This window comes from Rhodococcus huquni (genome assembly GCF_055231055.1).
Map to the genome: position 1 here is coordinate 229,721 of NZ_JBUYWE010000002.1, position 12,234 is coordinate 241,954.

The 12,234-nt window shown below is 64.5% G+C and carries 15 protein-coding genes; 13 read left to right on the top strand and 2 right to left on the bottom strand.

What is annotated here, in order from left to right; genetic code table 11:
• Positions 1 to 3 precede the first annotated feature (3 nt).
• From ACZI8R_RS04625 to ACZI8R_RS04680, 12 genes are all read left to right on the top strand, one after another.
• Positions 4 to 876, top strand: a complete 873-nt coding sequence (locus ACZI8R_RS04625) for a hypothetical protein (protein WP_463378404.1) — start codon at positions 4 to 6, stop codon at positions 874 to 876.
• A complete protein-coding gene (locus ACZI8R_RS04630) occupies positions 866 to 3,130 on the top strand; it encodes a heavy metal translocating P-type ATPase (protein ID WP_463378405.1) in 2,265 nt (754 codons plus the stop codon). The genes ACZI8R_RS04625 and ACZI8R_RS04630 overlap by 11 nt, the downstream gene beginning before the upstream one ends.
• Positions 3,131 to 3,132: 2 nt before the next feature.
• The gene (locus ACZI8R_RS04635) at positions 3,133 to 3,432 is read left to right on the top strand and encodes a metal-sensitive transcriptional regulator (protein ID WP_463378406.1); all 300 of its coding nucleotides are present in this window, start codon (positions 3,133 to 3,135) and stop codon (positions 3,430 to 3,432) included.
• Positions 3,433 to 3,458: 26 nt separating this feature from the next.
• Positions 3,459 to 4,265: an MBL fold metallo-hydrolase gene (locus tag ACZI8R_RS04640; protein WP_463378407.1), complete on the top strand. Its 807-nt coding sequence runs from the start codon at positions 3,459 to 3,461 to the stop codon at positions 4,263 to 4,265.
• A gap of 65 nt (positions 4,266 to 4,330) precedes the next feature.
• Positions 4,331 to 4,840 (top strand): YbaB/EbfC family nucleoid-associated protein, encoded by a 510-nt coding sequence (locus tag ACZI8R_RS04645; protein ID WP_463378408.1) that lies wholly within the window; start codon positions 4,331 to 4,333, stop codon positions 4,838 to 4,840.
• 3 nt (positions 4,841 to 4,843) lie between these two features.
• Positions 4,844 to 5,173 (top strand): WXG100 family type VII secretion target, encoded by a 330-nt coding sequence (locus ACZI8R_RS04650; protein WP_463378409.1) that lies wholly within the window; start codon positions 4,844 to 4,846, stop codon positions 5,171 to 5,173.
• A gap of 2 nt (positions 5,174 to 5,175) precedes the next feature.
• A complete protein-coding gene (locus ACZI8R_RS04655) occupies positions 5,176 to 6,120 on the top strand; it encodes a WXG100-like domain-containing protein (protein ID WP_463378410.1) in 945 nt (314 codons plus the stop codon).
• Between the two features lie 37 nt (positions 6,121 to 6,157).
• On the top strand, positions 6,158 to 6,670 hold the full coding sequence (locus ACZI8R_RS04660; protein WP_463378411.1) for an LURP-one-related/scramblase family protein: 513 nt from the start codon (positions 6,158 to 6,160) through the stop codon (positions 6,668 to 6,670).
• 70 nt (positions 6,671 to 6,740) lie between these two features.
• Positions 6,741 to 7,271, top strand: coding sequence for a DUF3558 domain-containing protein (locus ACZI8R_RS04665; protein WP_463378412.1), 531 nt, complete (start codon positions 6,741 to 6,743; stop codon positions 7,269 to 7,271).
• A 48-nt stretch (positions 7,272 to 7,319) separates the two neighbouring features.
• Entirely contained in the window at positions 7,320 to 7,697 is a 378-nt protein-coding gene (locus ACZI8R_RS04670; protein WP_463378413.1) for a hypothetical protein, read from the top strand.
• A gap of 164 nt (positions 7,698 to 7,861) precedes the next feature.
• On the top strand, positions 7,862 to 9,082 hold the full coding sequence (locus tag ACZI8R_RS04675; protein ID WP_463378414.1) for a hypothetical protein: 1,221 nt from the start codon (positions 7,862 to 7,864) through the stop codon (positions 9,080 to 9,082).
• Positions 9,079 to 9,867 (top strand): ESX secretion-associated protein EspG, encoded by a 789-nt coding sequence (locus ACZI8R_RS04680; protein ID WP_463378415.1) that lies wholly within the window; start codon positions 9,079 to 9,081, stop codon positions 9,865 to 9,867. The genes ACZI8R_RS04675 and ACZI8R_RS04680 overlap by 4 nt, the downstream gene beginning before the upstream one ends.
• Here ACZI8R_RS04680 and ACZI8R_RS04685 read toward each other — a convergent pair.
• A complete protein-coding gene (locus ACZI8R_RS04685) occupies positions 9,864 to 10,874 on the bottom strand; it encodes a PHP domain-containing protein (RefSeq protein WP_463378416.1) in 1,011 nt (336 codons plus the stop codon). The two genes, ACZI8R_RS04680 and ACZI8R_RS04685, sit on opposite strands and share 4 nt — an antisense overlap.
• A gap of 74 nt (positions 10,875 to 10,948) precedes the next feature.
• Here ACZI8R_RS04685 and ACZI8R_RS04690 point away from each other — a divergent pair, with 74 nt between their 5' ends.
• Positions 10,949 to 11,383: a TIGR03668 family PPOX class F420-dependent oxidoreductase gene (locus tag ACZI8R_RS04690; protein ID WP_463378417.1), complete on the top strand. Its 435-nt coding sequence runs from the start codon at positions 10,949 to 10,951 to the stop codon at positions 11,381 to 11,383.
• Here the strand turns inward: ACZI8R_RS04690 and ACZI8R_RS04695 are convergent.
• The gene (locus ACZI8R_RS04695; RefSeq protein ID WP_463378418.1) at positions 11,342 to 12,214 is read right to left on the bottom strand and encodes a LysR family transcriptional regulator; all 873 of its coding nucleotides are present in this window, start codon (positions 12,212 to 12,214) and stop codon (positions 11,342 to 11,344) included. The genes ACZI8R_RS04690 and ACZI8R_RS04695 overlap by 42 nt on opposite strands.
• Positions 12,215 to 12,234 lie beyond the last annotated feature (20 nt).

Sequence of the window (12,234 nt, forward strand, 5' to 3'; positions counted from 1 at the left end):
GCCATGAACGAGTCACGCAAGTTTCTGTTGTTCATAGGCGGATTGGCCGCGCTGTTCGTGGTCACCCTCGTGATCGGCCGAACCATCGGTCCGGACGAGACTGAGCCCGACACCGCGATGGCGGATATGGGCCATGCGAGCCACAGCGACTACACCCTCGAACCCGTCACCACCGAGCTACCACTCGGCACCGAGGCGCCGTTGCAGTTCCGCATCCTCGATGCAGACGGCAACCCGGTCACCGACTACACGGAGCAGCACGAGAAGTTGCTGCACCTCATCGTCGTCCGAGACGACACCAGCGGCTACCAGCACCTGCACCCCACTCTGTCGGACGACGGAACCTGGACCACCACAACGACCTTCACCGACCCAGGCCAGTACCGCCTCTACGCGGACTTCGTTCCCGCTGGCGGTGAGAATGCCGTGGCCACCGCCGACGTCACCGTCCCCGGCGCCGCCGAAGCCAAGCCCCTGCCACCGGTCTCGAACACCACCACTGTCGACGGTTACACGGTCACCCTCGACGGCACGGTCACTGCCGGTTCGCCGTCCACGGTCACCCTGTCGGTGACGCGTGACGGTGCCCCCGTCACCGATCTGCAGCCCTACCTCGGCGCCTACGGCCATCTGGTCGCGATCGACGCCGACAACCTCGACTACCTGCACGTTCACCCCACCGGTCATCCCGGAGACGGCGTGACCCCGGCAGGACCGGGCATCCAGTTCGAGCTGACTGCGCCCGAAGCCGGCGACTACCGACTGTTCCTGGACTTCCAGCACGGCGACACCGTCCGAACCGCGGAGTTCACCGTCACGGCGCAACCAGGTGATTCGACAGACACACAACCGAGCGAGCACGGCCATGGCCACTGACGTTTCGAAACCCGACCTTTCCACCACCGACAATCGCATCGAACTGGCGATCGGCGGCATGACCTGCGCGTCGTGCGCCAATCGCATCGAGCGCAAACTCAACAAGATGGACGGCGTGACCGCCACCGTCAACTATGCGACGGAGAAGGCGGCGGTGTCGTACCCGCACGGTGTCTCCACCGGCGACCTGGTCGAGACCGTCGAGTCGGCCGGCTACACCGCCGCTCTTCCGCACGAACCCGGCGATCAGGCCGAAGTCCAGGACCCGACCCAGCAACTGCGTCAGCGGCTTCTCGTGTCGTTGATCCTCAGCGTGCCGGTGATCGCAATGGCGATGATCCCGGCGTTGCAATTCACCAACTGGCAGTGGCTGTCGTTGACTCTGGCGGCGCCGGTCGTCGTGTGGGGCGCACTGCCGTTCCACAAGGCGGCGTGGACCAACCTCCGTCATGGCACCGCCACCATGGACACATTGGTCTCGATGGGAACGCTTGCTGCACTGGGCTGGTCGTTGTACGCACTGTTCTGGGGAACCGCAGGCACTCCCGGCATGGTCCACCCGTTCGAGTTCACGATTTCTCGTATGGACGGTGCGGGCAACATCTACCTGGAAGCGGCTGCCGGCGTCACCACCTTCATTCTCGCAGGTCGCTATTTCGAGGCCCGTTCCAAGCGCCAGGCCGGCGCTGCTCTGCGCGCATTGCTCGAGCTCGGCGCAAAAGACGTTGCCGTGCTGCGTAACGGCACCGAGCAGCGGATCCCCATCGATCAGCTCACGGTCGGGGACGAGTTCGTGGTGCGTCCGGGCGAGAAGATCGCCACCGACGGCATCGTGATCGAGGGAACCTCGGCCGTGGACGCGTCGATGCTCACCGGCGAATCGGTGCCCGTCGAGGTGGGACGGGACAGCGAGGTAGCGGGAGCGACGACCAACGTCGGCGGTCGGCTGGTGGTTCGCGCCAAGCATGTCGGCTCCGACACTCAGTTGGCGCAGATGGCACGCATGGTCGAGGAGGCTCAGACCGGCAAGGCCGACGTGCAGCGGCTTGCGGACCGCATCTCGGGAATCTTCGTTCCGATCGTCATCGCAATTGCCGTGGGCACGTTGGGGTTCTGGATCGGAACCGGCGGATCGATTGCGACCGCATTCACGGCAGCGGTAGCGGTCCTCATCATCGCCTGCCCTTGCGCACTCGGACTGGCAACACCCACCGCATTGATGGTCGGCACTGGTCGCGGCGCGCAACTGGGCATCCTGATCAAGGGGCCCGAGGTGCTCGAATCGACACGTCGGGTCGACACCATCGTCCTCGACAAGACGGGCACCATCACTACGGGAAAGATGTCGCTCCTTCAGGTCACACCGGCCGAGGGGGAGGACTCCGACCTGGTGCTCCGCTACGCGGGCGCAGTCGAGAACTCCTCCGAGCACCCCATTGCTCAAGCGATCGCGCGGGCGGCCCACGAGGCCGGCGCGCTCCCGGCCGTCGAGCAGTTCGCCAATGCCGAAGGACTCGGTGTCCAAGGCATGATCGACGGTCACGCCGTAGTCGTCGGTCGCCGAAAGCTGCTGCAGGACTGGTCGCTCCACCTGACACCCGAACTCGAGATCACCATGCACGAGGCCGAGAGGTCCGGCGGGACGGCTGTCGCCATCGGTTGGGACGGAAAAGCGAGGGGCGTTCTCGTCGTTGCCGACACCGTGAAACCGACGTCCGCCGAAGCGGTGTCGCAGCTGTGCTCGCTCGGCCTGACTCCGATCATGCTGACCGGCGACAATGCCGAGGCCGCCCGCACGGTGGCCGACCAGGTCGGCATCACGGACGTGATCGCCGAGGTCATGCCTCGAGACAAGGTGGCGACCGTGGAGCGTCTGCAGGCCGAGGGCAAGGTGGTCGCCATGGTCGGTGACGGCGTGAACGACGCAGCCGCACTTGCTCAATCAGACCTCGGCATCGCTATGGGCACCGGCACCGACGTCGCAATCGAGGCCGGTGACCTCACCCTGGTGCGCGGCGATCTGCGAGTGGCATCCGACGCCATCCGGCTTTCCCGCAGGACGCTCTCGACGATCAAGGGCAATTTGTTCTGGGCGTTCGGATACAACGTCGCCGCCATCCCGCTGGCGGCGGCGGGCCTGCTCAACCCGATGATCGCGGGTGCCGCCATGGCGTTCTCGTCGGTGTTCGTCGTGAGCAACAGCCTTCGACTGCGCGGCTTCCGCCCGCTACAAGCCAACTCCCGAGAGGATTGATCATGGAGAACGAACACGCAGGCCACGGCTACATCAACGGCAAAGAGGACTACCTCAAGCGGTTGCGCCGCATCGAGGGGCAGTCACGCGGACTGCAGAAGATGGTCGAGGAAGAGAAGTACTGCATCGACATCCTCACCCAGGTCTCCGCGATGACCAAGGCTCTTCAGGCCGTCGCGTTGGGGCTGCTCGAGGACCACATGAGCCACTGCGTGGTCAACGCGGCCTTGGCAGGTGGCGACGAGGCGGACGAGAAGATCAAGGAGGCGACGGACGCCATCGCACGTCTCGTCCGGTCGTGACGCGCTCGACCCGCTAGCGTGATCGCATGAAGGTCCATCATCTCAACTGCGGAACCCTCGGCGGTCCCGTTGTCGGCACCATCGTGTGTCACGTGCTCGCATGCGAGACGGACGACGGGCTCGTGCTCGTCGATACCGGGTTCGGGCTCGCCGACATGGCCGACCCGGGCCGTCGGCTCGGCATGTTTCCTCGGCTGATGGGCGCCAAGCTCCTCGAATCCGAGACCGCAGTCCGTCAGCTGGAAGCGCTGGGGTTCGCGACCACGGACGTGAAGCACATCGTCGCCACGCATCTGGATTTCGACCACATCGGCGGCGCCGGCGACTTCCCTGACGCAACGATTCACACCACCGCGGCGGAGGACGCGGCCGTGCGCGCCAGGCAGACTGCGTCCGACAAAATCCGCTACCGCCCGGCACAACGCACTCCGGAATCGACGATGCGCACCTACTCCGGTCCCGGCGAACCGATTCTCGGTTTCCCCGACGCGCTCCGTCTCGACTCCATCGGCGACGACTTCTTCCTTCTGCCGTTGCCGGGTCACACGAAGGGCCACGCGGCGGTGGCCGTCCACACCGGCAAGGACGGTTGGCTCGTGCACGCCGGTGATGCCTTCTACCACCACAGCGTCGTCGCAGAGCCCGGAAAGGCCGACCCCGGAATTCGAGGAAGATTCATGCGGGTGGTGGAAGAAGCTCTCGCCGACGACCGTGGTCGCATCCCCGAGAATCACCGAAGGCTGCGAGAGTTGAACCAGCAGGATTCTCCGGGCGTGACGGTGTTCTGTGCGCACGACCGGGCTCAGTTGGAAGAGCTGCAGCGGCGCGGGTGAGTCGCGGGTTTACCGGTCGTGGTCGTTAGACTGTCGACCGATATTCCGGTCAGAGGGGGGAATCAATGGTTGGGGACGACCGTGAACAGCTGAAAGCAGAGAACGATGCGCTCAGCGAGCGCGTCGAGTCGATGTTGTCGGCCTTCGACGAGCAGACTCAGCAGCTGGCAGGGCTGAAAAGTTCACTCGAGGCAATCAGGGCCGAGGGTTGGTCCGCGAACAACCTCGCTCGCGTGACGGCCAATGCCGGCGGGATCCCGATCGACGTGTGGATCGCACCGGAAGCTTTCAAGAGGTCCACGCCGGAGCGTCTGTCCGAGTCGGTGGCCGAAGCAGCACAGGCCGCAGCGCGCTCCGCTCAGGAGCAGGCGGCCGCAGCGGTATCTCCCATCACCGACATTGCGGACGCCATGCCCGACATCACCGACCTGACGCCAGGTGCGCCGAGTCTGCGTGAGGTGTTCGACTCCTTCATCCCGACACCGGCCGAACGAGTCCCCTCGCGGGAAGTGGCAGAAGAACCGGTAGAGGCCGAGGACACAGGCTCAGTCAACTGGCTGAGGGACGAGCGGTGACGCATGAGTGATCAGCTACGCGTAGACCTAGAGCAGTTTCGCAGTTTCGCGCCCCGCTTCGTCTCCTTGCAGGCGCAGGCCATGATCGATGGGTGGAATCTCACCCGTGGCCTCGACGGCGAGGGTGAGTGCTGGGGCGCCGACGAAGTGGGGGCCAGCTTCGCCTCTAAGTACGTGCCGGCGTCCAAGGACGCTATCGAGGCCATCAGTGCACTCGGGAAACTGTTCGACATCATCGGTGACAAGATCAACAGCACCGCCGACAGTTTCGAAGGCACCGAAACCGGCTTCACAGGTGCGATCGGCGCGATCGACCCCGGCACGGGAGGCTGATCGTGGGAATCGAGATACCCGGATCGTTGCGCTGGGTCGCCGAAAAGGTGTGTGGCACAGACTGGCCCGACGCCGACGAGACAGCGATGCAGCGCTGTGCCGACCACTGGGACAACGCGTCGACCGCGATCGGATCTCTCAACGACCTCAGCGACGACACCGTCAAGCAACTCCTCGATTCGATCGAGGGTGACGTCAACGACGCGATAACCAACGTCTGGCAGAAGGTCGGCGGCGATGCCGGCGCTATGCGCGAGCTGCTCGAGACCTGCGACCAACTCGCCGAAATGCTGGACGGCGCAGCACAAGACGTGCGCCGCGCAAAGTTGGCCATCATCGCAAACCTCGTCACCCTCGCGGCATCACTCGTTGCCGCAGCAGCCACAGTGTGGGCATTCGGTGCGGGCGCGGCCGCCGGTGCAGCGGCCACCATCGCCACCCGCGCATCCGTCCAATTGATCATCAGGCAACTGATCACCCAGATGCTCCAGCGGGGCGCCCTACAACTTGCTGGGCAGGTCGCCAAGAACATAGCAACAAGCGCAGCCATCGGAGCCGGGATCGAAGGCAGTACGGAACTCGGGATCCAAGCCTTCGAATCGAAGACGGGGCTGCGCGACGGCTACGACTTCGGCGATGTCGCGCAAGCGGGTGGTCACGGTGCAGTGAAGGGCGGTGTGCAGAGCGCATTCAAGCTCGGTGTCCGCGGCAGACTGCCTGAAGAGGTCAACCTTTTCAGCGTTGCGAAGGCCCAACAGCTCGCCAAAGACCAAGTCTCTGCAGACCACATCGTCGGCGGACTGATCGGCAAAGAAGTCGGCGACGAGACTGTCGGCAGACCTGACGGCAGCGTCGGGTCGCGCATCAAGGACGCGTACGAGCACTCGAGCCTCGACCTCCCGCCAGATTCAACCCCGGGATCGGAGCCCACTTCCAATGGCAACTAGCACGTCAGAGCCCTCGCTTTTGGACCTCGGAGAACTCGTGATCCAGAAGAGCCCTCGAGCCCACTTCTTCACCGAGGTCGCGATCACCACACCGACGAACGCCCCGCTCGGCTTCGCCAAGGTATCGGGCAGCAAGACGCTGCTGTCGATCAACGAATTTTCGGATGGCTGGTTCTTTCCTTCGCGCCCGATGGACGTGCAGGACAAGAACGGACAGCGCGTACTGCGGATCGAACTCAGTGGAATATTGCGGCGGTTCACTGTCACCGTCAAACGGCTCGACGGCAGCACGTTGGGCCGGCTGGTGGGTAAGACTTGGGCCACCACCCTTCGCAGTACCGACTTCTGGGTTGAGGTCGATCACGAACGAGTGGGGCAGATCCACGTCCAGAAGCAGAGCTTTCAGGTTGTCGACCCGGCTGGTTCCGTACTCGCCGAAATCGAACGAACCCGGACACCGAAACGCACAACGCTCCAACGATCCGACCACATGAGTGAACCACTCGCCGCGCTGATGCTTGCCGCCACGATCATCCGGCATCGCTTGTAGCGGAGCGGTCGATCATGTCTACGGCAGCCGTCGTTGGGTCCCCCTCACGACCGGATGAAAGGATGCGCCCATGAGAATGTGGCGAGCATCGGCAAGCGCAGCAGCATTGTTGGCGGTAGTAGGTGTCGCCGCAACGGGATGCTCGAGCAACGACGAAGGGAACTCCGACACCACGACAACGGCGGCAGCAGCCGCGCCGTGGGACTCGTGTTCACTCTCCGACGAGGCTCTTCGGGCGGCCACCCTGGACCCATCGACCGAGGGGCCGGGGCTCACCTCGATGCCACCGGAGTGGAAGACGTGCGCATGGGACGGCGAGGACGTGGACCTGTTCGTCGCTTCGTCGGCTACCGCGACTGTTGATCAGGTCCGTAACGGGCCGGGCAACGTCGACTTCCAAGAGGTGAACATCGAGAATCGAACGGCCCTCACCTTCCGGACGGAAGGAGACGAGAAGGTGTGCAACATTGTGTTTCCATTGCACGACACCGGCGTGGTCCTGATGGAGGTCTACCGCCCAGCGCTCAGCAAAGGCGCCACTCCCATGTGCGAATGGGCAGTACGGGCAGGACAAGCATTGGTTGCCGAGATACCCGCTTGATGACTAAGGTTTGTTCGGTTTCGGGACTCACAGGGGAGGGCTACGGAGATGAGTGGTGAAACATCCGGGGTGGATGGCTTGATGGCACTTGCGGGGGAGGCAAAGGCTGGCGAACTTACGTTGGACCCGAGTGTGGCCCAGGACTGCGCGAAAGCATGTACTGACGCGATCGCGTCTTTGGAGGACACCCGCAAGAACATGCGCCGTCACACCCGATTGCTTCCGCTGGGCAACTTCGGCTGCGCCGACGACTTGGCGGTCATTCTCTCCGACACAACGCAGCAGTTCATCGATCGCATCGACGAGCACATCACCTGCTTGAGAGCGATTCACGACATGGTGGGCGCCCAGGTGGCCGAATCCCTCACCACAGACGACGAAACCTCGCAGGCCATCGCTCGCATCAACGGAGAGGTTGCGAGCTGACCATGACACCCCAACCCCTACCGCAGATCCTCAGCATTGCCGACGTTCAAACTAATCTCCAGAACATATCGATGGTGACCGGCAAGGCTGAGCAGTTCATCGGCACCCCAAATTCTGGACCTCCGTCCCTCACGACGAATAATCCGCTGTACGACGGACTTGAAATGCAGTCGAAGGCAGTGCACTGCACCAACTTCGACGCCTTCGACCACGGCCAGCTCGTCGCCAACGTCGATCCCATTCAGTCCGCATCGGTGGACGCCTTCCGCCAGGAATGGGCGACGGCGGCCAACACTGTTGCCGATACGTTCGAAACGTTCTCGTCCAAGATCGGTCGCGCGATATCCGACAAGTGGACCGGACCTGCCGGCGACTCCGCTTCCGCAGCGATTGTGGGGTACGCCAACGACTCGTACAGCATGGCGACGGCCTCGAATCTCGTTGCCCGTCAAGTCGGTTTACTGTCGGACTCTCTGAGCAACACGAAAACGAACCTTCCGACGGAGCCGTCGGCGACGGTTCCCGGAAAGATCGCGGGATTCTTCGGCGCCGACGGGTGGGACGACGACCGCCGCGAAGAAGCGAAGCAGCAAGCCGTGCAGCTTCTGGACACCGTCTACTACGGCAGCGGAATCTCGCCGACGGCACAGACCATGCCGATGTTCCCCGAAGTGCATCCGCCAGGGGCAGGTTCGGACTCCGGTGGTGGGGGCGGCGGCACTGGCGGAGGTACAGGTGGAGGTGGCGGCACCGGTGGCGGTGGCGGTGGTGGTACCGGGGGCGGCGACGGTGCCACCGGTACACCCGGCAGCCCCACGGCGGATCAGGGTGCACCCACACAGCCCGAGTCGCCCACCGGCGAGCAGGCAACTTCTGAATCGCCGACGGGCCCGGAGTCCGACCAGGCTCTCGGATCCGAAGGCGCTGGAAGCCCGGAATCCTTGGGCTCACCGACCAATCCGTCGACAGCCGGGACTTCGGCGGCCGGCATGCCCGGAATGGGTGCTGGTGGCGGCGGAGTCGGTTCCGGTGGCGGTCTGGGATCGGGCGCCGGTGGCGGTGGCCTCGGTGGAGGTGCAGGTGGTAGCGCGGGACCGGGCGCACTGGGCGCACCGAATGCCGGCGGCGCTGCGGCCGGTGGTGCTCCGACGGCGGCGGCAGGCGGAGTCGGCCGCGCCGGATCGCCGGGCATGGGGATGGGCCCCATGGGGGGCGCCCGCGGCGCGGGCCAGGGCGGCGACAAGGACGAAGAACACAAGACGCCGGACTATCTGCGCAACGACGAGCTGAGCCAGTGGGTCGACGCACAGGGTGACCGCGCCTACGCCCCCGTGATCGGCGCTCAGCGCCCCCGCCCGTCCGACGAGACCGGATCCAAGAAGTGACCACCTGGGAGTTCGATCCGCTGACGTATCAGGTCGGGTGGCGTTCGTTCGGCGTCGACCGACCGCACTATCCGTTCCAGTTCCGTCCGTCGTCCGAGACAGCTGACGAGTACGACAACGAATGCTTGGCTGCGGCAAGGCAATTCCGCGCCAAACTCGACGACGACCTTTACTGGGCTTTCGTCAGCATGCTCACTCCCGAAGCTCGGATATATGCGTGCGGGTTCGCCGGTGCCGGCGACGCCGAGAAGGTTCGCGTGTACGCCGCCGTGCGGGGTGCACACGCCGTCGTAGTGAGTCAGAAGCCCGGCCCGGATCACCTGTGCGGCAGCACCGTCCGAGTCACCCGGCTGTCGCACCGCAACTGCGGACAAGCCGTGCTCGAGGCGCTTCCGAATGTGGCAGCAGGAAGCCATTCTCGTATCGATGTCGATCGACTCAGCTTCGAAGACGAGCCTGAGGACGACTTCGGCTCACCCGCTTCCTGGCTGCGCTCACCGAGTCCGCAGACCACACCGAAGCGACAATTCGAGGACTTGCTCGGCAAGCCTCGCGTGGGTGTCGGCCGCGTCGAGGTCTACGCCGGATCCACCATTGCCGGACGCGACACCGGCGGCGCGCGCGACGTGCGGTGGGTGGACATCGCGGACGATGGCCGGTACCTCGTCGCCCAAAGCCCGCGCACCGTATCCCTCCTGCCTGGTGACCAGGACGTGTTCGGAGCGCAGATCCAGAAGCTGGTCACCGCCGCGGTCGAGGAGAATCGCAGCGAACTGGTGGGCTAACCAGAGCTGTCTTCACACCAGGTCGACAGCTCGTCCACCGACCACGTGTTGATCACTTGCGCGGGATCGACCCCGCACCGCAAGGCTCGCTCGCAGCCGTAGCCCTGCCACGCGAGCTGGCCAGGCGCATGGGCGTCGGTGTCGATGGCGAAGAAGCAGCCGATATCCACCGCCAGGTCGATCAGCCTGCTCGGCGGATCACGCCGCTCCGGGCGGCTGTTGATCTCGACTGCGGTCCCGGCTTCACGGCAAGCTGCGAAGACCTTCTCTGCGTCGAACTTCGATTCGGAGCGAGTACCGCGGCCCCCTTCTACGAGACGCCCCGTGCAGTGCCCCAGAATATCGACGTGCGGATTCTCGACCGCGCGAATCATGCGGCGTGTCATCGCGCCGTGCTCGGCCTTCAGCTTGGAATGCACGCTGGCAACCACGATGTCGAGTTCCTCCAAGAGGCCCGGGTCCTGATCGAGCGAACCGTCGTCGAGGATGTCGACCTCGATGCCGGTGAGAATACGGAAGGGTGCCAGTTCCTCGTTAAGCCTGCGGATCTCGTCCAACTGGGTACGCAATCGGTCCGCAGAGAGTCCGTTGGCCACCGTGAGTCTCGGAGAATGGTCTGTGAGAGCACAGTATTCGTGACCGAGTGCTGCCGCGGTCCGCATCATCTCCTCGATCGGACTCCCTCCGTCCGACCAGTCCGAATGCGTATGCAGATCGCCTTTCAACGCCGTGCGCATGGATCCGCCGCCGATGGACTCGGCCGACTCTCGCAACTCCGCCAAGTGCTTGGGCACACCGTCGAACGACGCCGCGATCACACCGGCCGTCTTCGGCCCGATGCCCGGCAGGTCCGTCCAGGTGCTCGTGCGCTGACGCTTCTCCCGTTGCTCCTGAGAAAGCTCCGTCACCACCTCAGCGGCGCGGCGGTAGGCCTTCACCCGATGCGATTCGGCACGTGCGCGCTCCATCCAGAACGCCACTTCACGTAGTGCATCCACTGGGTCCACCTACTCAGGTTCGCGTACCGCCCGCCCCACGGCAAGGGGTCGACATGGGCTCGTCCCGGTGGCACCGTCGAGGAATGGACGGTGAGAAGCTCTTCGGGGTCGCACGGATAGCGCGCATGGCAACGGCGAACGCGGAGGCGCAACCACACCTGGTGCCCGTCGTGTTCGTCCTCGTGGACGGCGTGGTGTACACCAGCGTCGACCATAAACCAAAGCGCACCAAGGCCTTACGTCGGTTGGACAACATAGCAGCCAACGCGCGCGTCAGCCTGCTCGTCGATCATTACGAGGAGGACTGGGACAACCTGTGGTGGGTGCGGGTGGACGGTAACGCCGAGATCCTCGAGAAGGGAGACGCCGAGGCCGAACGGGCGATCGATGCCCTGACGGACAAGTATCCGCAGTACGCGCTGGTCCGGCCGGACGGGCCGGTGATCGCGGTACGGGATCTGCAATGGCGAAGCTGGTCAGGCGAAGGAACGGCGAGCATGAACGAGGAACTCCCGTAGCGCCGGACTCTTACCTGCCGACCACACCAGCGACAGCACGGCGGGAATGTCCACGTCGTCGATCACGACGGGACACAGGTGCGGATAGGCCTGCGCCATCGACCGACTCAACACCGCGACTCCAAGGTCTCGGGTAGCCAAGTCCGCCACCGCATCCGGAGCGCTAGCGACCAATGCGATGTCCGCATGTACGCCGAGCGCGGAGCATCCCCGATCGAACACTGTGCGGATTCCGGTGCCGTCCGGCATGCACACGATGGGGAACTCGACTATCTCCGACAGGGTGGCCGTACCGCGTTCGGCAAGTTCGTGACCGGCAGAAACAAGGGCCGTCAACGGTTCACTGACAATCGACAGGGCTTCGAGGTCGCTCGGTGGGGCGGCCGCAGTTCCCACCAGCGCCAAGTCCAGCTCGCCGGCTCGGACGTGTTCGATCAAGCGCTCCGAATTGTTTTCGGTAAGCGCGATCTCGACGCCTGGATGAGCGGTGTGGAACGCGGACAGTGCGTCGAACAACCCCGGCACGGTGCACGCGGTGACCATGCCGACGTGGAATCTGCCCCGGATCAGGGTGGTGACCTCGTCGACCGCCTGGCGCACCGACTCTGCTGCCGTCAGTGCGTCGCGTGCATGCTCGAGTGCGGCCTTCCCGGCAACCGTCAGCGTCGCCTTGCGGGTGGATCGGTCGATGAGCGCAGCGCCGAGCTCGTGTTCCAACTGCTTGACCTGCGCGCTGATGCCCGACTGACTGATGTGCACCCGTTCTGCGGCCCGGGTGAAGTTGCCCTCTTCGGCCACCGCCACGAAGTACTCGAGCTGCCTGAGTTCCATAAGTTCTGATTCTAGTTTGC

Excerpts from the sequence above, each read along its gene's own strand:
- ACZI8R_RS04635 (WP_463378406.1), top strand. The coding sequence starts at position 3,133 with ATGGAGAACGAACACGCAGGCCACGGCTACATCAACGGCAAAGAGGAC.
- ACZI8R_RS04640 (WP_463378407.1), top strand. The coding sequence starts at position 3,459 with ATGAAGGTCCATCATCTCAACTGCGGAACCCTCGGCGGTCCCGTTGTC.
- ACZI8R_RS04630 (WP_463378405.1), top strand. The coding sequence starts at position 866 with ATGGCCACTGACGTTTCGAAACCCGACCTTTCCACCACCGACAATCGC.
- ACZI8R_RS04675 (WP_463378414.1), top strand. The coding sequence starts at position 7,862 with ATGCAGTCGAAGGCAGTGCACTGCACCAACTTCGACGCCTTCGACCAC.
- ACZI8R_RS04625 (WP_463378404.1), top strand. The coding sequence starts at position 4 with ATGAACGAGTCACGCAAGTTTCTGTTGTTCATAGGCGGATTGGCCGCG.
- ACZI8R_RS04650 (WP_463378409.1), top strand. The coding sequence starts at position 4,844 with ATGAGTGATCAGCTACGCGTAGACCTAGAGCAGTTTCGCAGTTTCGCG.
- ACZI8R_RS04695 (WP_463378418.1), bottom strand. The coding sequence starts at position 12,214 with ATGGAACTCAGGCAGCTCGAGTACTTCGTGGCGGTGGCCGAAGAGGGC.
- ACZI8R_RS04665 (WP_463378412.1), top strand. The coding sequence starts at position 6,741 with ATGAGAATGTGGCGAGCATCGGCAAGCGCAGCAGCATTGTTGGCGGTA.
- ACZI8R_RS04670 (WP_463378413.1), top strand. The coding sequence starts at position 7,320 with ATGAGTGGTGAAACATCCGGGGTGGATGGCTTGATGGCACTTGCGGGG.
- ACZI8R_RS04690 (WP_463378417.1), top strand. The coding sequence starts at position 10,949 with ATGGACGGTGAGAAGCTCTTCGGGGTCGCACGGATAGCGCGCATGGCA.
- ACZI8R_RS04645 (WP_463378408.1), top strand. The coding sequence starts at position 4,331 with ATGGTTGGGGACGACCGTGAACAGCTGAAAGCAGAGAACGATGCGCTC.